Origin of the sequence: Rothia sp. LK2588 (genome assembly GCF_040946465.1) — a bacterium.
GTDB lineage: Bacteria > Actinomycetota > Actinomycetes > Actinomycetales > Micrococcaceae > Rothia.
On the sequence record NZ_JAYWLS010000001.1, the window covers coordinates 862,124 to 887,092 of the forward strand.

Below are 24,969 nucleotides of genomic sequence, written 5' to 3' on the forward strand. Positions count from 1 at the left end.
TTACTTCTCGGTCTGAAGCCCTAACAGCGCGTTCTCGACGACCTCGCTGAGGGCGGGGTGGATCCAGTATTGACCCCGCGCGACCTCCAGGGCCGTCTGACCAAAGCTCATCGCCTGGATCAGCGGCTGAATGATGTTCGAGGCCTCTTCGCCGATCATGTGGGCCCCCAACAGTTCACCGGTTTCCCGGTTCGCCAGAACCTTGAGGAAGCCGACCTGATCTTCCATCGCCCATCCGTAGGCGACGTCCCCCACGTTCTGCACCTTGACGGCCAGCTCGAAGCCCTCCTGCGCCGCGCGCTCACGAGCCTGCGGTTCGGTAAGCCCCACCTGGGCGATCTGCGGGTGGGTGAAGACCGCCGACGGCACATACCGGTGGTCGGTGGTGTGCAGGTCTTCTGCGTGTACCAGGTTGTGTGCCACGGTGCGCATCTCGGCGTTGGCCACGTGCTTGAGCTGATGCGGCGAGCTGACGTCGCCCAGGGCATAGATGCCCGTGACAGGCTGTCGCTGATGCAGCACGCGTTGGAACTCGTCAACGGCCAACAGCTGCGAGGAGTCGTCCACGTCGAAGAACGGCGCGGCGTTGACGGTGTCGGTATTAGGACGCCGCCCGATGGCCAGCAACACGACGTCGACGTCCGCGGTGACTGCCGTACCCTCGTGATCCATGGCCACGCGTAGTGAGCCGTCGCTGTTCTCCGAAATACCGGTGACGCTGTGATTCATCCGCAGGTCCCACTGTCGAGCGGCCTCTTCAGCGAATCGGGCCGACACCTCCGGGTCTGACTTGCGTAGCAGAACATCCGAACGGTGGGCCTGGATGACCTGCGCCCCCAGCCCGTGGAAGACGTGGGCGAACTCGGCGGCGATATACCCGCCTCCGATGATCAAAACCCGCTCCGGCAGCTCAGGCATGCGCATGACCGTGTCTGAGGTGTAGACCTTGGCGTGGTCGATGCCCTCGATCTCGGGAACGATGTTGCGCGAACCGTTCGCTACCACGATCTGCGGGGCGGTGAGCTGACGGCCCGAGGAGGTCTCCACGGTGTGGGGGTCGACGAATTTCGCGTATTCCTCGATGACGGTGACGTTCTCTGAGTTCTGTCGATACTCCAATCCGCCCTGTGAGATGGCGTCGATGCGCGCGAAGATGCGGTCGCGCATCGCCGGCCAGTCGGTGGAGGTGACCTGCGCGGTCACTCCCAACTCGTGAAGTTCCTCGGCCTTGGCCGCCACGGTTGCCGGGTAGACATACTGCTTGGTCGGAATGCACCCGAAGTTCAGACAGGTGCCCCCGAACGTGCCGCCGTCGATCATGGCGACCTTCTTGTTCTCCCAGTCCTCCGTGATAAGCGAGTTACCGGATCCCGATCCGATGATGATGAGGTCGAATTCTTCAGCCACGACTGACCCTTCCCGATGGAGTTCTTTTGTGCTTAAACCATAATGCACCACGGGCCGAGTCCATTCCCGATGCGGGGAAAAGACCCGGCCCGTGGCACAGGTGAAAAACCGACGAGGGTTACTTGAGGACGACCAACAGGTCACCGCCCTGAACCTGGGCGACGTCCGAGTACACCACTCGCTCGACGGTGCCGGCGACCGGTGAGGTAATACCGGCTTCCATCTTCATCGCCTCGATGGTCGCAATCTGGTCGCCGGCGGAGACGGTATCTCCGGGCTGAACACTGATCGAGACCGCGCCCGCGAACGGAGCGGCGATGTGGTTCTTATTGGAAGCGTCGGCTTTCTCAGCCTCGCGCACGTTCGTCTCGATCGACTCATCGCGAACCTCCACGGTGCGCGACTGGCCGTTGAGGGTGCAGATCACTTGGCGCATGCCCTTCTCATCGGCGTCCGAAATAGCCTGCAGAGTCGCGATGAGTCGCACGCCCTTGCCCAGCGAGATCACGTGCTCGCGGTTGGGGATCATGCCGTAGAAGTAATCGCGGGTATGCAGGATCGAGACGTCGCCGTACTCGGCCGTGACCTGCTCGTACTCCTTGGTCGGGCCGGGGAAGAGCAGACGGTTCAACGTCGCGCGGCGGGTCTCGGAATCGCCGTTGAGACGCTCACGATCCTCGTCGGAAAGCTCGGTGACGCTCGGCTTCGAGAGCTTGCGACCCTCCAAGGCCTTGGTACGAAACGGCTCGGGCCAGCCTGCGGGCGGGGTGCCCAGCTCGCCGTTGAGGAATCCGATGACCGAATCGGGGATGTCGAAGGACTGCGGGTTCTCCTCGAACTCCTTCGGGTCCACGCCCATACCCACCAGCTGCAGTGCGAGGTCACCGACGACCTTGGACGACGGGGTCACCTTCACGATATGGCCGAGCATCTTGTCGGCCGCAGCGTACATGTCTTCGATCGCCTCGAAACGATCCGCCAACCCCAGAGCCACCGCCTGTGCGCGGAGGTTCGACAGCTGTCCGCCGGGGATCTCGTGGTTGTACACGCGACCGGTCGGCGACGCCAGGCCGTTTTCGAAGGGCTTGTAGATCGCGCGCACGGCCTCCCAATAGGGCTCCAAGGCGAGGACGGCGTCCAGATCGATCTCGGGTGCGCGGGAGTTGCCGTCGAGGGCAGCCACCAGGGCCGAGAACGAGGGCTGGCTGGTGGTGCCTGCCATGGTCGCCGAGGCGACGTCCACGGCGTCCACACCTGCCTCAATGGCGGTGAGCAGGGTGCCCACCTGACCGCCGGCGGTGTCGTGCGTGTGCAGGTGCACAGGCAGATCGAAGCGCTCGCGCAGCGCGGTCACCAGCTGACGGGCCGCCTCGGGACGCAACAGGCCGGCCATGTCCTTAATGGCCAGGATGTGCGCACCGGCGTCCACGATCTGTTGCGCCAGATCGAGGTAGTAGTCGAGGGTGTAGACCTTCTCGTTCGGATCCAGTAGGTTACCCGCGTAGCACAGCGCCACCTCGGCCACCGCGGTGCCGGTAGCGCGAACGGCCTTGATTGCCGGGGTCATCTGCTCGATGTCGTTCAGGGCGTCGAAGATACGGAAGATGTCCACACCCGTCTCGGCAGCTTCCTTGACGAACGCGTCGGTCACCTCGGTCGGGTACGGCGTGTAACCGACGGTATTTCGACCACGCAACAGCATCTGAATGGGAATGTTCGGCATAGCCGCGCGCAGGTGCGCCAAACGTGCCCACGGATCCTCGTTCAAGAAGCGCAGCGCGACGTCGTAGGTCGCCCCACCCCACGCCTCGACGGAGAAGAGGTTCGGCGTGGTATGAGCGATCGCCGGTGCCGCCGCGAGCAGGTCGCGGGTACGCAGACGGGTAGCCAGCAACGACTGGTGCGCGTCACGCATCGTGGTGTCGGTGATCGCCACCGGCTTGTACTCACGCAGGTACTTGGCGAACCCTTCAGGACCCAGCTCGAGCAACTTGTTGCGCCAGCCCGCCGGAGGAACGTGATCCCCCGGTTCGAAGGGCGAACGATGCGGCTCGGACTTCATATCGCCGGGGAAACGTGGCAACTTGTACCGGGGATCGGTGCCCTCGATGCGCTCGCCGTGCGGCTGGTTGACGGTCACCTTCGCCAGGTACTGCAGCGCCTTGGTGCCGCGGTCGCCGGAGGGCTTGTTGTTGACCAGTTCCGGGTGCTCATCGATGAACGGGGTCGAGACGTCGCCGGAGCGGAAGGTCTCATCGGCCAATACGGACTTCAGGAAGGGGATGTTGGTGGCCACACCGCGAATACGGAACTCAGCCAGCGCGCGTTCGGCGCGCTGAATAGCCGAAAGGTAGTCGCGGCCGCGGCAGGTGAGCTTCACCAGCATCGAGTCGAAGTGCGGGGAAATGGACGCACCGGTGTAGACGGTACCGCCATCGAGGCGAATGCCCGATCCGCCGGCCGAACGGTAGAAGGAGATCTTGCCGATATCGGGCCGGAACCCGTTGGCCGGGTCTTCAGTGGTGATGCGGCACTGCAGGGCGGCACCGCGGACGTGGATGTCTTCCTGGCGAATGCCCAGGTCTTCTAGAGATTCACCGGCGGCGATGCGCATCTGCGACTGCACGATGTCGATGTCCGTGATCTCTTCGGTCACGGTGTGCTCGACCTGCACTCGGGGGTTCATCTCGATGAACACGTGCTGGCCGGCTCGTTCACCCGCGGTGTCGACGAGGAACTCGACCGTTCCTGCGTTCTGGTAGCCCAGTGCGCGAGCGAACTTCACGGCGTCGCGGAAGAGTGCCTGGCGAATCTCCTCGTCGAGATTCGGGGCAGGAGCAATTTCTACCACCTTCTGGTGGCGGCGCTGCAGTGAGCAGTCGCGCTCGAACAGGTGCACGATGTTGCCCTGCCCGTCGGCCAGGATCTGCACCTCGATGTGGCGAGGACGCAACACGGCCTGCTCGAGGAACACGGTGGGGTCACCGAACGCGGTGTCCGCCTCGCGCATAGCCGAGGCCAGGGCGTCCGGCAGGGCCTCCTTGGATTCCACGCGCCGCATGCCGCGTCCACCACCACCGGCGACCGCCTTGACGAAGATCGGGAAGCCGATCTTCTCGGCTTCGGACATCAGGTAGTCAGTGTCCTTCGAGGGTTCCGAGGACGCCAGTACCGGGATGCCCGCTTCACGGGCGGCTTTCAGTGCAGCTACCTTGTTGCCGGCCAGTTCGAGAACTTCCGGCGGCGGGCCGACGAAGGTGATGCCCTCCGCGGCGGCTGCGCGTGCAAGGTCGGGGTTTTCCGAGAGGAATCCGTATCCGGGGTAGATCGCGTCTGCGCCGGCTTCTTTGGCGACGCGAACGATCTCCTCAACATCCAGGTAGGCGCGAACGGGGTGGCCTTTTTCCCCAATCACATAAGACTCGTCGGCCTGCTGGCGATGCACAGAGTGACGGTCTTCGTAGGGGAAGACGCCTACGGTTTTGGCTCCGAGCTCGTAGGCCGCTCGATATGCGCGAATAGCAATCTCGCCGCGGTTAGCAACAAGAACTTTCTCAAACATACTTTTCCAATCCGCCCGGCCGATATTTATCGGCGAAGACAATTTCACGGTCAGTGAATAGTCCCAATATAGCTTTAAGAACCCCCATCAACGACATCCTGTCTAACAATATGGGACTAACTGTCTCTCATGTACCCACAACTGAGATGTAGATCACCACCAGGTCTGGGTGGAGGTTTCCGTGCCGTGGGGTCGTCAGTGACCCGTTTCAAGGAGGAGTATTGGGTAACATGGACACACGACCCTTACGGTTTTGAAATATTCGGAGGGTCAGTTCAACATCCTCATTCAACTTGCACTTCACGGGGGACTGCCTTCATGCCGCTTATCGTCAGTATCACCAGCCTGAAGGGTGGGGTCGGAAAGACCTCGATGACGTTGGCATTGGCCTCGGCGGCACTGGCCGCACACATGCGGGTTCTCGTGATCGACATGGATCCGCACGGTGATTCCAGCACGGGCCTGGACGTTCCCGTCTCCGGCACTGACATCGGCACGATGCTCGCCTCCCCCGCTCAGTATGAATTCCTCAATGAGATCGTTCCCTCGGGATGGAACGCACTGGCCGAGAGCCACATCAACGAAGAGACGCAAGATACTGATGAGAACGCCGAAACCCCGGTTGCCGGCACAGTTTATGTAGCCCGCGGTTCGGCGGCGTCCACGGCCCTGGAAAATCTGACCACCGAGCGCGCCTTGCCCCGTTTGAAGCGGTTGCTCGAGGACCAGGTGGAAGGTTTCGACCTGGTGCTCATCGACTGCCCGCCCACACTGGGTCGGCTTACGTCCATGGCGTGGGCGGTCTCCGACCGGGTGATCTCGGTGGCCGAACCTTCGCTGTTTTCCGTGGCGGGAACGGAGCGTACCCTGCGAGCCATCGCGCGTTTTGCCGAAAATACCGAGTATTCGGTTCAAGCGGCCTCGGTCGTCATCAACAAGACCCGCGAGAACGACCCTGAGCACGATTACCGCATTGCCGAGATGAAGACGCTGTTTGCCGACCTGGTCGCCGAACCGGCGCTTCCCGAATTCCCCGAGATCCAACGCATCCAGGGTTCGGCGTACCCGTTGCACTATTGGCCCACGCCTCACGCGGCGGAATTTTCCGAACGTGTCTCCACCCTGTTGCAGGGCTTGCTCGAGGGATAAAAAGAACCGAGATTATCTTTGAGGATAATCTCGGTTTTTTGCTACATCTTGTGGTCAGACCACAGTTTTATTATACGCTACGGCCGCCTGCCACTTTGCGCTGACGTAGCGCCGAAAGCTCGTCTTCGACCTGGGAGTCCGCGGCCTGCGTCGATTCGCCGGGAAGCTCCGAGAGGTTGACTTCCAGCTCACGCCAGACTCGACCGATGGCGATGCCGAACACGCCCTGGCCAGCCTGTACTAGATCAATGACCTCGTGTGGTGAGGTGCACTCATAGACGGAGACACCGTCTGACATCAGGGTGATACCGGAAAGATCTTCGATGCCACGGGTGCGCAGGTGCTCCACGGAGGTGCGGATCTGTTGCAGAGATACACCCGTGTCGAGCAGACGCTTGACGATCTTCAACACCAGAACATCGCGGAAAGAATACAGACGCTGCGAGCCCGATCCCGAGGCAGAACGCACGGTGGGGGTCACCAGCTTAGTGCGAGCCCAGTAGTCGAGCTGACGGTAGGTGATCCCGGCCGCCTTGCAGGCGGTGGGGCCACGATAACCGAGGTTCTCGTCAACCAACGAGACGGGGTCGGTAAACAACACACCCTGCTCGCCGTGAGGCGGTTCGGTGGGCATGATGGCATCAAATCCCAGCAGGGGCTGATCCATGGACGGCGCAGGAGCGTCCTCGACTGCGGGGCTCAAGCGATGCACCACCGCGCGGGGGTGCTGTTCGTCGAACTCGCGAGTCACCATGAGGTCGTCCTTACGTAGAAAAAATACTGACTTTAGCTAGTTTAACCCAGTGCCGAAGGCGAGCGCGCCAAATTGACGCATCTGAGGGGTCAATTTTGGTGGCCTGCCTCCCATCAGGCAGACCACCACAGGGTTACGGACCGCTATTCTTCGTAGCTGGGCATCGACGAGGCGACCAGCGCCATGTGCAGGCGCAGGCACAGCTGAGCGATCTCACCGGCCCGTTCGGCTGCTTTCGCCTGAGACTGTTCGTCCTTCCGCAGTGCCAGCGGGGCGACCGCGGTTTTCACCAGGCCGACCTCGCGCTCGGCGGCTGCACGGAACTGACGCAGATGACGCGGATGCAGACCGTGAGCCGTCAGCTGCGAACAGACGGTGGCAACGACCACGTCATAGGCGTCATAGGGCCCCTGCTCGGCGATCAGGCCGAAAGCAATCAGTTCACGCAACAGCGGCATATCGGTCTTGGTTTCGGCCGAGAGTTCGCGGATCGAATAGGTCTTGGCCGGATCCACCGTGGGCTCCAGAACGGCGACCTGAGGGTTCTCCCCCGTCTCGGGATCGGCGGGGGTCTCCGCGGCTGTCTCTGCAGGCTTCTCGTCTTGCCCCAGATCACCGGAGTCCAGTCGCTCCTTGATGACTTTGAGCGGCAGATATTGATCGCGCTGCAACTGCAGAATGTAGCGAAGACGCTGAACGTCGTCAGCTGAATACTTGCGATACCCGGTATTGGTGCGATGGGGGTGAACCAGACCCCGATCCTCGAGGAAACGGATCTTGGATGCGCTAATACCCGGGAACTCACCGTCCAGCGTGCTGAGCACCTGGCCGATCGTCTTATCTTTCGTGCGTTGCGGCGCCGAATCCGACGCGGAATTCACCGAGTCTGCCATTATTTTCCAGTACCCAGGAAGAACGCGAAGTGGAACTTACCAATGTGGATCTCGGCTCCGTTCTTCAAGAACGCCTGATCCACGCGGTCGCCGTTGACGTAGGTACCGTTCAGCGAGTTGTTGTCGGTCAACACGAACGTACCGGTGTTGGGCACGAATACGGCGTGCTGGCGCGAAACGGTGACGTCGTTGAGGAAGATGTCTGAGTTGGGGCTGCGTCCGGCAACGATGGGTAGTACCGCACCTTCGGAATCGGTCTCAACATTCAGGAGGAAGCGGGCACCACGAAGCTCCGCGTTGGTTCCGATGAGGATTGCCGAGCCTTCGGGAAGAGTGGCGATCGTATCCAGTTCCTCGGGCGTGGGGGCGTAGGTGTGGTGCGATGAATGTTGCACGTTCAGCGCCGCGGTGTTGAGCGCCGAGGTTTCGGGGTGTGCGTCGTGGTGAGTCATTTCAGTTCCTCGAGTTGGGGTACCAAGTTCTGTAGCGCGCCCAATCCTCTAGGTGAGAGAGGTTCCTCGTGAGGATCGTTATTACGGGCTTGGCTTCATCACGAATTGGTAAACATTGAATCTCTTGTCTAATCTTAGCCAGATATTTTGATGAGGTCAGCCTCAACCCTCACGCAAAATATAAAAAAGCCGGAACCCGCCTCGATATACGGCGGATTCCGGCCCCTTTGACGTGGCTCAGAAGCCTCGGGTCAACCTAGGCGATCTCGTTCTTGTAATCCTCAGCCGAAAGCAGGTTACCCAGATCATCTTCGTTCTCGGGCTTGATTTCAACGAGCCAACCCTCACCGTAAGGATCGGTGTTCACCAGAGCAGGGTCAGCCTCGAGCTGCTCATTGACAGTGACGATCTCGCCGGAGACAGGTACGAACAGATCGGAGACGCTCTTGGTCGACTCGATCTCGCCGAAGGTGTCTCCTGCGGTCACAGACTCGCCCACCTCGGGGAGGTCGACGTAAACAACGTCTCCCAGGGCGTCTTGGGCGTGGTCGGTGATTCCCACGCGAACGTGGCCCTCAGCGGTAACGCTGGTGACCCATTCGTGCTCTGCCGTATACGAAAGATTTGCGGGTACGTCGCTCATTGCGATTCCTTCCGGTGTACATAACCGAACTTATTGCTCGGTTGAAGCGTACTGACAAATGCCGGGCCTGGCACGTGAATCTATGGCCGGCATGACCTAGCTCACGAGGGTTTGAACTAGGTCACACCTAAAAGTATCGCATACCTGAGGTGATATCCAGGCATTGAAGACTTCCCTACTTGTGCGATCCACACGCCGGGCCCGGCAATTCGCGATTATTAGATCACGCGCTCGGAGAACTTGTTGGGGTTACCGAAGCGGTGAGCGGTGATGGAGACTGCCTGCTCCTTGACGAAGGGCAACATCTCGATACGACCGGACTCGGTGACACCGTGAGTGTACACCGCGACGTCCGGGCGACCGTCCAGGGCGTGGAAGATCGAGGACGCGTCGTCGCCGATGTAGCGGATGCGGGTACCTTCCAGAGGGCCACCCACGAACTCGCGGACGTCCTTCTTGGCGTTGGCGTTCAGGAACTGGCGGTAGGCCTCGTCCGACTCCACCGTGATCTTGACGCCGTGGTTCTCCAGGGTACCTGCGATGGCCACCGGCAGGGGCTGAGCCACGGACAGGAAGACCGGAGCCTTGGCTGCCAGACCGGCCAGCACCACGCGCAGGGTGTGGGTCAGCTTCGCCGAGGAGTCGGCGCGAACCTGCACGGCCTGGGGCACGTAGCGCAGGATGTTGCGCTCCACGCCCAGCTGCGAGGGGTCATGACCGATGCCGAACTCGGAGTTCCAGGCGTAGGAGTCGGAACCGGCCGCACGCATCAGGTACTCCACCTCGGACTGGTCCACGGCGGAGGGCTCGCGGATGGCGCCGAGCACCTCACGCACTGCGGGCGCGGTGGGGGCTGCAGTTGCCTTCGAGGGCTTGGTCTCCCAGTCGGAAAGTGCGACCAGGTAGTTGGGGCCACCGGCCTTGGTGCCCGAACCAACGGTCGACTTCTTCCAACCGCCGAAGGGCTGGCGCTGCACGATCGCCCCGGTGATACCGCGGTTGACGTACAGGTTGCCCGCCTGAACCTTCGACAGCCACAGCTCCAGCTCGTCGGAATCCAGCGAGTGTAGACCGGCGGTCAAACCGTAGTCGGTGGCGTTCTGCAGCTCGATAGCCTCTTCGAGAGTATCGGCGGTCATCACGCCCAAGATCGGGCCGAAGTACTCGGTCAGGTGGTATTCGCTACCGGGCTTGACGCCGGAGCGGACGCCGGGCGACCACAGCTTGCCGGTCTCATCCAACTGACGCGGTTCGATGGCCCACTGCTCGCCCTCACCCAGGGTGGTCAAACCGCGCAGCAACTTGCCCTCTGCCGGAGCGATGATCGGGCCCATCTGAGCCTCGATGTCCTGCGGGTAGGCCACGTGCAGCGAGGAGACGGCGTCGATGAGCTGGTTGTGGAAGCGCTTGGAGGTCGCAACGGTTCCCACCAGGATCACGGTCGAGGCGGCCGAGCACTTCTGACCGGCGTGACCGAAGGCCGAATACACGACGTCCTTGACGGCCAGGTCGAGGTCCGCGTTGGGGGTGACGATGATCGAGTTCTTACCCGAGGTCTCGCCGAACAGCGGCAGATCCTTGCGCCAGGAGCGGAAGGTCTCTGCGGTCTCGTAACCACCGGTGAGGATCAGGCGATCCACCTCGGGAGCGGAGATCAGCTGCTTGCCGGCGTCGCGATCGGTGACCTTGATCAGGCGCACCAGCTCCTTGGGCACACCGGCCTTCCAGAGGATCTCGGCGATGACCGCACCGGTGCGGGCGGTGTTGGTTGCAGGCTTGAAAACCACACCGGAGCCGGCAGCCAGAGCGGCCAGCACACCACCGGTGGGGATAGCGGTCGGGAAGTTCCACGGCGGAACCACCAGAGTCAGGTTCACCGGCTTGTGCTGTGCGCCGTCGACGTCGTCGAGGGCCTCAGCCAACTGAGCGTAGTAGTTGGCGAAGTCGATCGCCTCGGAAACCTCGGTGTCGCCCTGATCCAGGGTCTTGCCGGCTTCAGCGGCCATGACCTCGAGCAGGTCACCGCGGTGCAGGCCGAGCTCGATGCCCACCTGGCGCAGGACCTTGGCGCGCTCGGCACCGGACTTTGCACCCCAAGACTTGGAGGCTTCGATGACGGAATCGATCAGCGGCTGAACCTGGTCCGCGCCCGAGAGCTCGTTGTCTTTCAGTGCCTGGATGCCCAGCTGGGTGTTCTTGGAACGCTCGAGGATCTCGCGGCCCCAGATGCGGTTTGCTTCCAACGCGGGGTCGGTGTCGGGAGCGTTTTCAAAGCCGTAGCGGGGCTTGAAGACGGTCTCTGCGGTTTCGGTAGAGCGGTTCTGGGTGCGCTTGGGGCCGGGCACCTCGTCGGTGACCGAGTTCAGGGAGCGCATGAAGCGGCTCTCCTCACGCTGGAAGAGCTCTTCGACGTCGTGCAGATCGAAGACTGCCGACATGAAGTTCTCGCTCGATGCGTTCTCTTCGAGGCGACGCACCAGGTACGAGATAGCCACGTCGAATTCCTCGGGGCGCACCACGGGTACGTACAGCAGCAGGTGGCCCACGCGGCGGCGGATGACCTCAGCCTGCTGCGATGCCATACCGATGAGCATCTCGAACTCGACGTCCTTCTCCACGCCGCGGTCCTCGGCCAACAACAGGGCGAAGGCGACGTCGAAGAGGTTGTGGCCGGCCACGCCCAAGCGGATGTTCTTGGTGTGCTCGGGGCGCAGTGCGTAGTCCAGAACGCGCTTGTAGTTGGTGTCGGTGAGCTGCTTGGAATCCCAGGTGGTCAGCTCCCAGCCGTGCACGACTGCCTCGACGGTCTCCATGGAGAGGTTAGCGCCCTTCACCAGGCGGACCTTGATGCGAGCGCCGCCGTTGGCCACGCGATCAGCGGCCCAGGCCTGCAGACGCTGCATGGCCTCGAGGGTGTCGGGCAGGTAGGCCTGCAGCACGATGCCGGCTTCGAGGTTCTTCAGGTGCGGCTGGTCCAGGATCTTGGTGAAGACCGCGATCGTCATATCGAGATCGTGGTACTCCTCCATGTCCAGGTTGATGAACTTCTTCAGCGGGGAGTTAGCGGCCTGCTCGTAGAGCGGGGTCAGGCGGCGAACTGCGGTTTCGACGACCTCGTCGAAGGCCCAGGCGGAGTGCGGGCCGGAGACGGCGGAAACCTTAACGGATACGTAGTCGATGTCGTCGCGCTTGAGCAGACGGGAAACCTCGGAGAGGCGACGCTCTGCCTCTTGGTCACCCAACACTGCCTCGCCGAGCAGGTTGACGTTGAGCTTGTTGCCCGAAGCGGTGAGGTGTTCGATGGCGGGACCGAGCTTCTCGTCGCGGGCGTCCACCACGAGGTGACCGACCATTTCGCGCAGCACGCGGCGGGCGATCTGCACGGTCGGCCAAGACATGGTGGAAGCGACCTTGCCACCCACGCCCACGGCAGACTTCATGTACCAAGGCAGGAAGTCCGGGGCCATGTGCGAGATCTTGGACAGGTTGCGTCCGGCGATTTTGTCGTCTTCAGGACGAATAACGTCGTCCACGAAGCCGACGGTGAAGTCAAGACCCTTGGGGTCTTTCAGTACGCCCGCGAGCATCTCGGCCGAGGTATCGGCGGGGATGGTTTGAGCCTCGGTGAGCCACTCGCGCACGAGTTGACGAGCCTCTTCGGCCATCTTTTGGTAATGCTCAGAAGCGAAGGGTTGAGCCACAGTTACTCCTTTGGAACGGCGCCTTCAGGGCGCGCGATATGAAATGCTGATGCCATTTCATCACGTTATGGTGCGGGGCACACTATTAGTAATAGTGAATGATTCTTCACGACATACTTTAGAATCTCTAAAAGATCATCATCGATCCCTGTGAGGCTCTATGTACGACGTGCGCCGCATGGCTATGCTACTCGAAATCCATGAACGAGGCTCGATTTCTTCGGCCGCCCGCACCCTGCACCTGACCCCCTCTGCCATCTCGCAGCAGATGGCCGCTTTGGAGAAAGAGGTCGGTCAACCGCTGTTGCAGAAAGAAGGACGTTTCGCGCAGCTTACGCAGGCCGGTTTGGTGATTGCCGAAGGCGCCCGCCAGGTACTACGAGAGCTAGACACGACTGCAACCCGCATTGCCCGCCTCTCGGGAGAACCGGCCGGCGCGGTACGGATCGCTATGTTCCAGTCGGCGGCTATGGCATTGTTAACACCCACCCTGGACTGGTTGGCGGACAACGCCCCTCAGGTGCGTTTGATCGTGCACCAGATCGATCCCGAGACCGGTCTCGACCTGACCACCTCGCGACTCTGCGACGCGGTTATCGCCGAGACCTATCCCGGTTACCACGCCCCCGCCCACCCCGAGCTCGACCTGCAATTGCTCACCTCCGATGCTTTGCAGCTGGTGGTGTCTGCTGACAGCCCGATCACCTCACTTCCCGAGGCCGCTCCCCTGCCCTGGGTTCTCGAGGGATCCCACAACACCAGTCGTTCGTGGGCGATCAATCAGTGTCGCGCCGCCGGGTTTGAACCTCAGATCCGCTACGACATCGAAGACCTCCTCACCCACTGTCACCTCGCACGCACCGGGCATGCCGCCGCGATTCTGCCGGGTTTCGCCACCGCCACCCTGCCGGAAGACTTTGGGGTGAAAATCATCGATCTACCAGGGCGCCCACACCGCAATATCTACACGGCGGTGCGGCACGATAGTGCTCAGGCCCCGGCGATCGTGGCCGTCCGTCAAGCGCTGGAGAACGCCGTGGAGCAACTAGCGCTGTAGCACCAGTGCCTGAGCAAGCTGCTCATCGAGCACGAGGTCAGTGATCGCTCCGGTCTGTAGCGCGGCACGCAAGGCCTGGAGGCGATGCCCTCCGGAGACCACCGCGATGCGCCGCGGGATTTTGGCCAGTTCTCGCGGCGTGGGACCGGTCGCGCGCTGATTGACCTCGAGATCGGCGTAGGAGCCGTCTTCTCTCAGCAAGACGGTGCAGATATCCCCGACCACACCCTGGGTGCGCAAGGTTTTCTGCTGATCGGCGTCGAAGTATCCCCCGCTATAAACATGGGAGGGGATCGCTCCGCCGAAGGCACCAATCCCGAAGAGGGCCACGTGCGCCTTGCGCTGTATCTGTAACACGGCCTGCACGCTGCGCTCTCCCCACATGGCCTGCTTGGTCGCGGCCTGGTCGAAGAACGCCGGCACCGGGAAATGCACCATCTGCCCGCCGTAGGCGGTGGCCACTGAGCCGAGAATGGACCCCGAGTATGGGATACCCGTATGACGGGCGTTGCCAGCGCCGTTGAGCTGCACCACCACCACATCGCTCAGTTGGCGAGTGGGCAGGAACCTGGCTACTTCCGTCACCGTCGAACCCCAGGCCACCCCGAGCACTGTACCGTCGGTCATCACAGAATCCAGCAAACGGGCTCCTTCGTGCGCCACGCGTTCCATGCGCATCAGAGCAGACATGGTGGGGCCGGTCTCGACCACGGTGGCGCGCACCTTGAACCGCTCGGCGATGCGGTGATCGAGCTGCCCCGAGGGGCGAAAGCTATCATCCAGCTCGATCTTCACAATCCCCAGCTCGCGGGCCGATTTGAGTAGACGGGAGACAGTGGCTCGAGAGGTGCCCAGGTCTTTGGCGATGGCCTCGGTGGTTTGATGGTGGCGGTAGTACAACGCCGCCGCCCGATACGCCATGGTGTTACGATCGTTCATCACTCGTCCCGCTTCAGTGAAAAGATGTTCAATGATTTAGTCGTAATCACACTAACTGGTTCACATTAGATGTAAACAAAACGTGACCGACCTAACCGATAGGGCACCATGACCAGCGCACCAACATTCTCCACCGCAGACTCACACCTCACCTCCGAACACCGCACCCGATCACTGCAGGCGATGAGCGACCAAGAGGGCCTCGACATCCTCGTCATCGGCGGCGGAGTGACCGGCGCCGGCATTGCCGTGGACGCCGCAACCCGCGGCCTGCGCACCGGCATCGTCGAAGCCGGCGACTGGGCCGCAGGCACCTCTGCGTGGTCTTCCAAGCTGGTGCACGGCGGCCTGCGGTACCTCTACAACCTCGACTTCAAGCTGGTCGCCGAATCGCTCAAAGAACGCGGCCTGCTCCTCGAGAAGATCGCCCCGCACCTGGTCAAGGCCCAGCCCTTCCTCTGGCCTCTGAAACTGCCCGTCATCGAACGCGCCTACTCCGCCGTGGGCATCGGCATGTACGACACCCTCGCCTTCGCCGGCGCCGGTGGCCACTTCACCGTCCCGCCGCAGAAGCACTTCACCAAGGCGGGCACCAAGAAGGTCTTCCCCGGTATCAAAGACTCCGCCTTCACCGGCGCCATCCAGTTCTACGACGCCCGAGTCGACGACGCGCGCCTGGTGTTGGACCTCGTCCGTACCGCCGCAGGGTACGGTGCGCTCGCCGCATCCCGCACCCAGGTCACTTCCATCCGCAAGGACGCCAACGGGAACGTCACCGGCGCAGTCGTCAAGGATCTCGAAACCGGCGCCGAGCACACCATCTCCGCCTCGCGGATCATCAACGCCACCGGTGTGTGGACCGAAGAGACCGAAGCGTTAGCCACCGACGATGCCGGACTCGAAGTGTTGGCCTCGAAGGGCATTCACATCACCGTTCCCCGCGAGCGCATCCAGGCCACCTCGGGCATCTTCACCAAGACCGAAAAGTCCGTGCTGTTCATCATCCCTTGGCAGCGCTACTGGATTATCGGCACCACCGACACCCCGTGGACTGAAGACGTCGAAAACCCCGTGGCCACCGAGAAAGACATCCAGTACGTATTGGACCAGGCCAACAAGCTGATCGCGGACGAGCTCACCCGCGACGACGTCATCTCGACCTACGCCGGTCTGCGCCCGCTGTTGCAACCCAAGCTCAAGGAGGGTTCGGAGAGCGCCTCGACCAAGGTGTCCCGCGAGCACACCGTGACCGAAATTGCCCCGGGAATGTGCGCCATCGCCGGCGGCAAGCTCACCGGTTACCGAGTGATGGCCGCAGACGCCGTGGACTTTGCACTGGGCGATGCCGCCTCGTCCCTGCCCTCGATCACCGAAAATATTCAGCTGGTGGGTGCGGCCGGTTACGGCGCGGCGCGAGCACGCTCGGCCCGCCTGGCCCGTAAGTTTGGCTGGACCGAAGATCGCCTTGAGCACCTGCTGGAGCGTTACGGCGACGAAATCACCGCGATTGCGGATCTCATCGCGGAGGACCCCGAGCTGGGTCGCCCGCTGCAGCACGCACCGCAGTTCATGCGGGCCGAGGTCGACTACGCGGTGCGCGTCGAGGGTGCCCTGCACCTGGAGGACGTCCTGATCCGCCGCGTCCGCCTCGACCTCGAGCAGACCGACCGCGGCCTCTCCAGCGCCGAGGAAATCGCCTCGATCATGGCCGGTCACTTGGGCTGGTCCGAGCAGACCGTGCAGCGCGAGATTGACCTCTACCGTCAGCGCGTGGAGGCCATCGGTGCCGCCGCCACTACCGCCACCGACGCGCAAGCCGCCTCGATCGTAGAAGCCGTAGAACCGGTCAGCGCTCGAGTTCCGCTATCGTAAAATTTTTTATCACCGCAGGCCCGCTCCACCACGGGGCGGGCCGTAACTCTACACCTACCCGTTTCTCAATGATGAGAAGAAAGGTCAAGACATGGATGTTTTGCTAGCTGGGGAGCCCTCAGCGCTCATGGGCGCTAACGGGGTTCCCACCGCACTGGGGTTGTTCGCCTCAGAATTCCTCGGTACCGCCGTGCTGATCTTGCTCGGTGGCGGCGTGTGCGCCGCGACCGCGCTGAAGAAGTCGCATGCCCACGGCGCCGGCTGGGTGGCCATCGCTTTCGGTTGGGGTCTGGCGGTCTTCGCCGCGGTGTACGTCTCCGGGCCCTCGGGTGCCCACCTCAACCCCGCCGTGACCATCGGCCAGTGGGTAGCAGGTAACGAGCTGACCAAGGGCGTGCCGGCCACCTTCGGATACATGCTGATCTACTTTGCCGCCCAGTTGCTCGGCGCGTTCGTGGGTGCGGTCGGCGTGTGGTTGGCTTACAAAAAACAATTCGACGAGCCCGCCGAAGACGGCACTAAGCTTGGCGTGTTCTCTACCGGCCCCGCCATCCACGCTCCGGTGTGGAACGTTGTCACCGAGATCCTGGGCACCTTCATCCTCATCGGGTTCGTGGTGGCCTCCGGACAGACGCCCTCTGGCCTGGGCCCCTTGGCAGTGGCCTTCATCGTGGTAGGTATCGGGCTCTCCCTCGGTGGCCCGACCGGTTACGCCATTAACCCGGCACGTGACCTCGGCCCCCGCATCGCCCACGCCGTCTTGCCCATCCCGGGTAAGGGTTCCTCGAACTGGGCCTATGCGTGGGTGCCGATCGTCGGCCCCATCATCGGTGCCGTCGCTGCCGCACTGATCGTTCCCGCACTCTTGGGTATCTAAGACTCACCGTCATCAGAGGGTTTCGGCAGACAACTGGCAAAGATGCCACGTAGGCTGAAAAAGACTAACCCTCATAAAACAAAGCATCACAGAAAGTTCATCTCATGGCTGAAAAGCAACTCCCCGAACGCAAGAAGTACGTTCTCTCCATCGACCAGGGCACCACCAGCTCCCGCGCGATCCTCTTCGACAAGAAGGGCACCCTCGTCTCGGTGGGTCAGCTCGAGCACGAGCAGATCTTCCCTAAGGCAGGCTGGGTCGAACACGATCCGTTGGAAATCTGGAAGAACGTTCGCCAGGCAGTCGGTCAGTGCTTGACCGAGGCCGAAGTCAACCACCACGAGATCGCAGCCGTCGGTATCACCAACCAGCGCGAAACCACCGTGGTGTGGGACAAGAACACCGGCGAGCCGATCTACAACGCGATCGTGTGGCAAGACACCCGCACCCAGAAGATCTGTGAAGAGCTCGGTGGCTCCGAGGGCAAGGGTAAGTACCACGACATCGTGGGCCTGAACCTGGCGACCTACTTCGCCGGCCCGAAGGTCAAGTGGATTCTGGACAACGTTGAAGGCGCCCGAGAGAAGGCAGAGGCCGGCGACCTGCTCTTCGGCACCACCGACACCTGGGTGCTCTGGAACCTGACCGGCGGTGTGGAAGGCGGCGTGCACGTCACCGACGTCACCAACGCCTCGCGCACCATGCTGATGAACATCCGCACCCTCGAATGGGATGAGAACATCGCCGCAGACATGGGCATCCCGATGTCCATGTTGCCCGAGATCAAGTCCTCCTCCGAGATCTATGGCAAGGGCCGCGCCAAGGGCCTGCTCAACGGCACCCCTATCGCCGGCATTCTCGGTGATCAGCAGGCAGCCACCTTCGGTCAGGCCTGCTTCGAGACCGGCCAGGCCAAGAACACCTATGGCACCGGCAACTTCATGCTAATGAACACCGGTGAGGAACCGGTGATCTCCGAGAACGGCCTGCTGACCACCGTCGCCTACAAGCTCGGCGACGCGAAGCCGGTCTACGCCCTGGAGGGTTCGGTTGCTGTGTCGGGCTCACTGATCCAGTGGTTGCGCGACAACCTGAAGATGATCGACAACGCCGCCGATTCCGAGGAGCTGGCGACCAGCGTCGAGGATTCCGGTGGTTGCTACGTGGTGCCCGCCTTCTCCGGCCTGTTCGCACCGCACTGGCGTGAAGACGCCCGCGGCGTCATCGTGGGCCTGACCCGCTACGTCAACCGCGCCCACATCGTGCGCGCCGCACTGGAGGCCACCGCGTGGCAGACCCGCGAAGTGCTTGATGCAATGAACGCCGATGCCACCGCCGCAGGAACCGGCGTGGAGCTCTCCGAGATGCGCGTTGACGGTGGTATGACAGCCAACGAATTCCTCATGCAGTTCCAGGCAGACATCCTGGGCGTTCCGGTGATCCGCCCGAAGATCATCGAAACCACCGCGCTGGGTGCGGCCTACGCCGCCGGTATCGCGGTCGGTTTCTGGGATGGCGAGCAGGACGTCATCGACAACTGGTCCGAAGACAAGCGCTGGGAGCCCTCCATGGATTCCGAGAAGGTCGACAGCCAGTACCGCAACTGGAAGAAGGCCGTCTCCAAGACCCTCGACTGGGTCGATGAGGACGTCGAGGTCGGCTAATCCCCGACCGGCTGGTTGCGACCGGCTATAGAAGAAGGGCAGTGCGCGTTTTCGCATACTGCCCTTCTTCTTATCTGATTTTGAACAAGATTACTTCACGAACCGTGCGTCGCCGAAGATGACGGCCACGGTCTGTGACTGTCCGGGGTCGACGGCGCTGGCGCGAGCGGTGACGCGCACATCGGTCGCACCATCGGGAACCGCGAACGAGACCTCCTGGTTGGTGGCGGCCTTGACGGTGAAAGTGCCTTTGCCCTGGCCGCCGGCGGTGAAGGTGACCTGCACGGCGGTTCCCGCGCGCATCCCCTGCCCCGCTCCCACGGTGGTCTTGAACGTGCGTCCCGGACCGGGGACGTCGATCACGGCGGAGCTAGTAGCGGTCGGGTAAACGTTAGAGAACGAGATCCAGTCGGTGAACGTTTTACCGGCGGCGGTCGTGATCGGTGCGTTCCAGCCTACCGAGAGGTCACCCTCGGCAATATTGTTGTGGCCGATGTGTTCGGGGTACAGTACCGCGGCGTCGGTCGGCGAGTATCCGAACTTCTGGTCGAAGCGGTAGAGGAAGGCCGCCATGGCGTCGCGCTTGATCTCTTCGTAGGGATGGAAGGTCCCGTCGGGCCAACCGCGGGTGATGCCGGAGTCGGCCAGCCAGCAGATTTCCTTGTAGAACGGCTTATCTTGGGAAACGTCCTTGAACGGTGAGGTGGCGGGAGCGGTGAATGCGGGCGATCCCGCCAGACGATAGAAGAAGGCAGCCACGGCGTCACGCAACACCGGGGAGTCTGGTTTGAAGGTGCCGTCCGGCCAACCCTTGGAGATTCCGGCGTCGGCCAACCAGCAGATTTCCTTGTAGAAGACGCGGCCGGTGGGTACGTCAATAAATGGGGAACGGGCCGGGGCGGTGAAGTTGGCAACCTGGGCGTAGCGGTAGAAGAAAGCCGCCACGGCATCGCGCAGAATCGAATCGTTGGGGCGGAACTCCTTGGTCGATCCGACAACCCAGCCGGTGGAGATTCCCTTGTCTGCCATCCACTGGATTTCCGTGGCGAAGACGTAGTCGCCGGGAACATCGACGAAGCTGGTGGCGGCTCGAGCCGCACTGGCGTTGATGATCGAGGAGCCGGCAATGGCAATGCCGGCGGCTGCCGATGTTGCAAGTACTGTTCGGCGGTCGCCCATGAGGAGTACTCCTTCTCTAAGGTGGTGATGAGTGAAAATCGCGTCGTGATCGGGCCGGGGGAATCTGGCCGGGGAAAGACAAATGCGCTTGTCAGCCGTTGAGCCCTCACTGCATTCTATCGGATAGACAACATGAGGGAAAAGATTGTAGCCCTCAGTGTGGGGTCTACCATGGAAGGCATGAACAACACCGCGCAGGATCTGCAGAAACAACTGAACCGACTCGATGGAGCCTCCTACGGTAACCTCAAACGGCTCAAGGGATCGTGGGATCTTGGAACGGCCACGCTCAGTATCGATCGGGTGCAGTCTGACCCCTACGCCCCTCCCTCGCGTCTGCATGCGGTGATCGACGCGTCCGACACGGCCCTGCCGCAGACCTGTTTCGACGATCCGCACGACCGGGTAGCTGGCGCCGACTTCCTGGCCCGCGACCTCAGCCAGCGCTTCCGCGCGGCTGCCCGTGAGTTCTCCCTGCCTACCCCGGGACAAGAAATCCTCGCGCGGTCCTCGGTGGTCGTCGACACCCACCGTGTGCACGTACGCTTCACCTTTCAGTTCCCCGCCGCAGGACGCCGCGTCAAAGGACGCGCCGCCGCCCGCCTGCTCACCGATGTGCTCCCCGAGCTCCTGGCCACCTCCGCCCTGGGTAGCGGTTTAGATACCGCTCGGTTCGAGGAGCACCTCCGTGCCCATACCGATTACCTCTCCCTGCGTTCGCAGCTGAGCGACCAAGGCCTGGTGGCATTTGTGGCCAACGGGTCGGTGCTCCCGCGCGCGGCGGGCCACGATGACCGCCCGGCGCGTCAGGCCGTGGCTTTTCAGTCCCCGCCCGAGCTGGAGACCACCGTCGTCTTGCCCAGCGGCCGCACGGTGACCGGCATGGGCATACCGCGCGGTGTGAGCCTGATCGTCGGCGGAGGCTTCCACGGTAAATCGACGCTACTTCAGGCCCTGCAACGTGGCGTGTACGCGCATGTACCCGGGGACGGCCGTGAATTGGTCGCCTGCGACCCCACCGCCGTGAGCGTGCGCGCTGAAGACGGTCGAGCCGTCACGGGGGTGAATATCTCGGGATTCATCAACAACCTCCCGAACGGTACGTCGACCGAGAACTTCACCACCGCCAACGCCTCCGGTTCCACCAGCCAAGCCGCCAATGTCGCCGAGGCACTCGAGATGGGCGCGAAAACCCTGTTGATCGATGAAGACACCTCGGCCACAAATTTCATGATTCGTGACGCCGATATGGCCGCGCTGATTAGCGCCGACCGAGAGCCCATCACACCTTTCACCCAGCGGGTGCGCGAACTCTACGAGCGTCACAGTGTTTCCACCGTGCTCGTCGTGGGTGGCTCGGGGGCCTTCTTCGGTTTGGCCGACACGGTGATCGCAATGGATAGCTACACCCCACACGAGGTGACGGAACGGGCGCACCAGATCGCCGCGTCCTCCAGCGCATCCCCGGTCTCGCCGAATTCGGCGACCCCCGCGCTCTCCGCGCGGCACCTGGCTCGCCGCATCGATTCCGATTCGTTGATCGTCGAGGACGCCCGCAAACCCCCGCGCGCCCGCGGCTTGGAACAGATTCAGATAGGGCGAGAGGACATCGACCTGCGGTATCTTCACCAGCTCGTCGATGCGGGACAAACCCAGGCGATCGCCCTGATCATTCCGCGGATTGCCCGGCGACTTTCGGATCGGGGTGGCACGTGGGCGGAGGCCGTTGAGGCCGAGGTCGTCGAGCTGCAGGATCACGGTCTTGATCAGCTGTGCGGTGTTTCCCCGCAACAGGCGTCCTCCAGCTCCCACGTACGCGGAGATCTGGTGATTCCGCGCGCGGCCGAGATCGCCGCCGCGATCAACCGGTGGCGAAAACTGCGCGTGCGGTGATCACCGCGGAGTAACCGTCGCGCTCGGTAGGATGGTGGAAAGTTACCTCTTAGCACCGGGAGCCAGACATGACCGAATCTCAACACCAGGGCACCCACCACGTGGTTCACCAGACGCCGCTGGGGACCATGCACCTTGCGGCCTCTGCCGGTCAGCTCACCGGGGCTTGGTTTGTGGGTCAGTTGCACGGGGCAAGGGAAGAAGACCTCGGGCCACGCGTTGAGGTCGCAGACAGCCCCGTGCTCGCGCAGGCCGTGCAGGAATTAGAGGAGTACTTCGCCGGTCAACGCACCGAATTCACGGTGGCTGTGCGCCCTGAGGGAACCGACTTCCAATTGGCCGTGTGGGAGGCGCTGAACGAGGTACCTTTTGGCTTCACCACTACCTACGGGGCGATCTCTAAACAGGTGGGCCCCCATGCGCCGGCGCAGGCGGTCGGGCAGGCCGTTGCTCGCAACCGGCTCATGATCTTCGTGCCGTGCCACCGCGTGATCGCCGCCGACGGGAAGATGACCGGGTATTCCGCCGGAGTGGAGAAAAAACGCTTTCTCTTGGATTTCGAACGTCCCGGCGAACAAGAATCCACGCTTTTCTAGGGAAACCTCGTGGAATCAGACCCGCTCTTCAGCGACGACCAGTTGCCTTTGCCCGCCCGCGAGGTGATGCCCGGCGTGGTTCACCTTCCCGGGTGGCTCTCCCACGATCAGCAACGGTTTTTAGTGCGCCGTTTTGAGCAGTGGGGTGCCGATCCGCAGGGCATACCGCCGCACCACCCCGAAGTGTTTGGTCACCCCATGTCGGTGCGCTTGACCAGCCTGGGGTGGCACTGGGATAACGATCGCTACACCCGCACCGCAGAAGAGTTCGGTGGGGCGCAGGCACTACCGATTCCCGACTGGATGATCCGCCTGGGACGCCGCGCCATGGCGGAGGCTTTCGCCCCGGAGGTAGCACGTTCCTGGCCCGAGCGGATGGGGGCTGCCGAACGCGCCGAGTGGGCGGCGTCATATACCCCCGACGTCGCCTTGGTGAACTACTACGCACCGCACGCCAGCATGGGCATGCACCAAGACAAGGTGGAGCGTTGCGACATGCCGATCGTCTCGTTATCGATCGGTGACACGGCGGTGTTCCGCGCCGGCAATACGGTCTCGGCTACCCAGCCGTATACGGACGTCCTCTTGGCATCGGGTGACCTGATCGTTTTCGGCGGCCCCTCACGGTTCATGTTCCACGGAGTGCCGAAGATCCTGCCCGGGACCGGCCCCACCGAGGTGGGAGTCCAGCGCGGCAGGTTTAATCTGACGCTGCGCCAAACGGGGCTGAAATAATGTTCGCCGGGCCGATTTTTGGCTTATCTTGTCAGTCGCGATGGTTAGGGTGAGCTCATGAACAACACAACACCAGATCATCACCACAGTGCACACCTCACCGACGCCTCAGCTGGCCTTCCGCAGACGACGCCGAACGGACTCGTCGTGGGAGACGACGGCCTCGCCCGCCCGCCGTGGGCCGCCCAGCAACCAGAGATGCGGGAGTATTACGATGACGAATGGTCGAATCCCGTGACCGACGAACGCGGGTGTTATGAACGCCTGGCGCTGGAAGGATTCCAGGCTGGATTATCGTGGCGTACGGTATTGCTCAAGCGTGAGGCGTTGCGGGAATTATTTGCCGGGTTCGACCCCGAGGCGGTCGCCCGGTTCGGTGACGCCGAGATCGCGAGCATTATGGACGACGCCCGCGGCATCCGCTCGGCCTGCAAGGTGACCTCGGCGATCAATAACGCTCGGTTGACCCTGTCGTTGCGGGAACGCGCGCTCTCACCGGATGGTACTGACAAAAACGATCTTGACCGCCGCCTGGCCGGGTTTGAGTTGCCCAACGGTGTGAGGGTTGAACCGGGCCTGCCCGCTTTGCTCTGGAGTTTCCGTCCCGAGAAGACCCCGCGTCCGTTGACCGTCGCAGACATCCCCACCCAGTCTGAGGAGTCGAAGACGATGGCCAAGACCTTGAAGAAACTGGGGTTCAGCTTCGTGGGGCCGACCACCTGTTTCGCCCTGATGGAAGCCATCGGAATAGTGGACACCAACCTGGTGGGCTCGCACAAACGCGGGCGTTCAGGTATCTGGCCCGAAGAGGAAGAGAGTTAAGCCTTATCGATGACGATGAGGCCATCGGGGATTGTACCGGTCTGCCCGTCGGGGCCTTCCACCTCCCGCTGGACGATCCCGGCGAACACCACCGTATCGCGGCTCCCTTCGGGAACAAGCAGGGTAGCTTCCTGTTCGGGATCAGGGAAACGATGGAAGTCGGGATCATAATCCGCCCAGGGCGGCAGACCCGCGTGCGACAGCGCGATGAACCTGCCCCCGGAAGTCACCCGCTGGAGGGCCTCGGCCAAGATGCGTTCACGTTCGAGCGGAACTGGAGATTGCAAGAAACTCGAGACAACCACATCGAAGGTTTCTGCAGACTGCCAGGTATGCAGATCCGCTACCAGAAAACGAGCCTGTTTCTCATTCAGCCCCAGGGATTGTGCCCGTTGACGAGCTCTATCGATAGCCACGCGTGAAATATCGATCCCGGTAGCGCGCCAACCGTGCTGGGCCATCCATAACACGTCACCGCCTTCACCACACCCCAGATCGAGCACGGTGCCTGGGCCGACTGTGGTGAGTTCTCGTTCCAGCGTCGAATTGACGTTCCCTGACCACATGCGCTCGCGCTGGGAATAGAGTTCATCCCAAAATTCGCGAGGTGGAAGGTCAGTGTCGGGCATGTCGTGTCGCATACCCTGTCGGGGTGAGTGGGAGTTTTCGCTCATACAGCTACCCTACCTGACGCATGGGTTGAGGGTGCCTTTGCATGCCGGGTAGCCGTGGGAGAACCGGTTGAACCTTCACTCGATATTTACCTTAAGTGCA

At 62.3% G+C, this 24,969-nt stretch carries 19 protein-coding genes; 9 read left to right on the forward strand and 10 right to left on the reverse strand.

Annotated elements, in window-relative coordinates; all coding sequences use genetic code 11:
* Together VVR12_RS04045 and VVR12_RS04050 are read right to left on the reverse strand one after the other, a co-directional pair.
* On the reverse strand, positions 1-1,407 hold the full coding sequence (locus VVR12_RS04045; RefSeq protein WP_368549868.1) for a mycothione reductase: 1,407 nt from the start codon (positions 1,405-1,407) through the stop codon (positions 1-3).
* A 118-nt stretch (positions 1,408-1,525) separates the two neighbouring features.
* Positions 1,526-4,969 carry a pyruvate carboxylase gene (locus tag VVR12_RS04050; RefSeq protein ID WP_368549869.1) on the reverse strand — a complete coding sequence of 1,148 codons (3,444 nt, stop codon included), beginning with the start codon at positions 4,967-4,969 and terminating at the stop codon, positions 1,526-1,528.
* Between the two features lie 318 nt (positions 4,970-5,287).
* Between VVR12_RS04050 and VVR12_RS04055 the strand changes: the two genes are divergently transcribed.
* Positions 5,288-6,118 carry a ParA family protein gene (locus VVR12_RS04055; RefSeq protein ID WP_368549870.1) on the forward strand — a complete coding sequence of 277 codons (831 nt, stop codon included), beginning with the start codon at positions 5,288-5,290 and terminating at the stop codon, positions 6,116-6,118.
* A 70-nt stretch (positions 6,119-6,188) separates the two neighbouring features.
* Here VVR12_RS04055 and VVR12_RS04060 read toward each other — a convergent pair whose 3' ends face one another.
* From VVR12_RS04060 to VVR12_RS04080, 5 genes are all read right to left on the reverse strand, one after another.
* Entirely contained in the window at positions 6,189-6,785 is a 597-nt protein-coding gene (locus VVR12_RS04060) for a MerR family transcriptional regulator (protein WP_368549944.1), read from the reverse strand.
* 230 nt (positions 6,786-7,015) lie between these two features.
* Positions 7,016-7,765 (reverse strand): MerR family transcriptional regulator, encoded by a 750-nt coding sequence (locus VVR12_RS04065; RefSeq protein WP_368549871.1) that lies wholly within the window; start codon positions 7,763-7,765, stop codon positions 7,016-7,018.
* Positions 7,765-8,217 carry an FHA domain-containing protein gene (locus VVR12_RS04070; RefSeq protein WP_368549872.1) on the reverse strand — a complete coding sequence of 151 codons (453 nt, stop codon included), beginning with the start codon at positions 8,215-8,217 and terminating at the stop codon, positions 7,765-7,767. The genes VVR12_RS04065 and VVR12_RS04070 overlap by 1 nt, the downstream gene beginning before the upstream one ends.
* Before the next feature lie 256 nt (positions 8,218-8,473).
* Complete coding sequence (gcvH, locus tag VVR12_RS04075) at positions 8,474-8,860, reverse strand: glycine cleavage system protein GcvH (protein WP_368549873.1); 387 nt, start codon at positions 8,858-8,860, stop codon at positions 8,474-8,476.
* Between the two features lie 218 nt (positions 8,861-9,078).
* The gene (locus VVR12_RS04080; RefSeq protein ID WP_368549874.1) at positions 9,079-12,561 is read right to left on the reverse strand and encodes a bifunctional proline dehydrogenase/L-glutamate gamma-semialdehyde dehydrogenase; all 3,483 of its coding nucleotides are present in this window, start codon (positions 12,559-12,561) and stop codon (positions 9,079-9,081) included.
* 160 nt (positions 12,562-12,721) lie between these two features.
* Here VVR12_RS04080 and VVR12_RS04085 point away from each other — a divergent pair, with 160 nt between their 5' ends.
* A complete protein-coding gene (locus tag VVR12_RS04085) occupies positions 12,722-13,618 on the forward strand; it encodes a LysR family transcriptional regulator (protein WP_368549875.1) in 897 nt (298 codons plus the stop codon).
* On the opposite strand, the gene VVR12_RS04090 is transcribed toward VVR12_RS04085, so the two are convergent.
* A complete protein-coding gene (locus tag VVR12_RS04090) occupies positions 13,607-14,557 on the reverse strand; it encodes a sugar-binding transcriptional regulator (protein WP_368549876.1) in 951 nt (316 codons plus the stop codon). The genes VVR12_RS04085 and VVR12_RS04090 overlap by 12 nt on opposite strands.
* Positions 14,558-14,665: 108 nt before the next feature.
* Between VVR12_RS04090 and VVR12_RS04095 the strand changes: the two genes are divergently transcribed.
* The 3 genes from VVR12_RS04095 to glpK all read left to right on the forward strand — a co-directional run bounded on the left by VVR12_RS04095 (position 14,666) and on the right by glpK (position 18,970).
* Positions 14,666-16,429 carry an FAD-dependent oxidoreductase gene (locus tag VVR12_RS04095; protein ID WP_368549877.1) on the forward strand — a complete coding sequence of 588 codons (1,764 nt, stop codon included), beginning with the start codon at positions 14,666-14,668 and terminating at the stop codon, positions 16,427-16,429.
* 91 nt (positions 16,430-16,520) lie between these two features.
* Positions 16,521-17,306, forward strand: a complete 786-nt coding sequence (locus VVR12_RS04100) for an MIP/aquaporin family protein (RefSeq protein WP_368549878.1) — start codon at positions 16,521-16,523, stop codon at positions 17,304-17,306.
* A gap of 104 nt (positions 17,307-17,410) precedes the next feature.
* The gene (gene glpK / locus VVR12_RS04105; RefSeq protein ID WP_368549879.1) at positions 17,411-18,970 is read left to right on the forward strand and encodes a glycerol kinase GlpK; all 1,560 of its coding nucleotides are present in this window, start codon (positions 17,411-17,413) and stop codon (positions 18,968-18,970) included.
* Positions 18,971-19,060: 90 nt separating this feature from the next.
* On the opposite strand, the gene VVR12_RS04110 is transcribed toward glpK, so the two are convergent.
* Positions 19,061-20,149 carry an S-layer homology domain-containing protein gene (locus tag VVR12_RS04110; RefSeq protein ID WP_368549880.1) on the reverse strand — a complete coding sequence of 363 codons (1,089 nt, stop codon included), beginning with the start codon at positions 20,147-20,149 and terminating at the stop codon, positions 19,061-19,063.
* Positions 20,150-20,320: 171 nt separating this feature from the next.
* On the opposite strand from VVR12_RS04110, the gene VVR12_RS04115 reads away from it, so the two are divergent.
* The 4 genes from VVR12_RS04115 (at position 20,321) to VVR12_RS04130 (ending at position 24,195) form a co-directional block, all read left to right on the forward strand.
* Positions 20,321-22,042, forward strand: a complete 1,722-nt coding sequence (locus tag VVR12_RS04115; protein WP_368549881.1) for an ABC-ATPase domain-containing protein — start codon at positions 20,321-20,323, stop codon at positions 22,040-22,042.
* A 68-nt stretch (positions 22,043-22,110) separates the two neighbouring features.
* Positions 22,111-22,638: a methylated-DNA--[protein]-cysteine S-methyltransferase gene (locus tag VVR12_RS04120; protein WP_368549882.1), complete on the forward strand. Its 528-nt coding sequence runs from the start codon at positions 22,111-22,113 to the stop codon at positions 22,636-22,638.
* Between the two features lie 9 nt (positions 22,639-22,647).
* Positions 22,648-23,373: an alpha-ketoglutarate-dependent dioxygenase AlkB gene (locus VVR12_RS04125; RefSeq protein ID WP_368549883.1), complete on the forward strand. Its 726-nt coding sequence runs from the start codon at positions 22,648-22,650 to the stop codon at positions 23,371-23,373.
* A gap of 57 nt (positions 23,374-23,430) precedes the next feature.
* Positions 23,431-24,195 (forward strand): DNA-3-methyladenine glycosylase I, encoded by a 765-nt coding sequence (locus VVR12_RS04130; RefSeq protein ID WP_368549884.1) that lies wholly within the window; start codon positions 23,431-23,433, stop codon positions 24,193-24,195.
* On the opposite strand, the gene VVR12_RS04135 is transcribed toward VVR12_RS04130, so the two are convergent.
* Positions 24,192-24,869 carry a cyclopropane-fatty-acyl-phospholipid synthase family protein gene (locus VVR12_RS04135; protein ID WP_368549885.1) on the reverse strand — a complete coding sequence of 226 codons (678 nt, stop codon included), beginning with the start codon at positions 24,867-24,869 and terminating at the stop codon, positions 24,192-24,194. The genes VVR12_RS04130 and VVR12_RS04135 overlap by 4 nt on opposite strands.
* Positions 24,870-24,969: the final 100 nt, after the last annotated feature.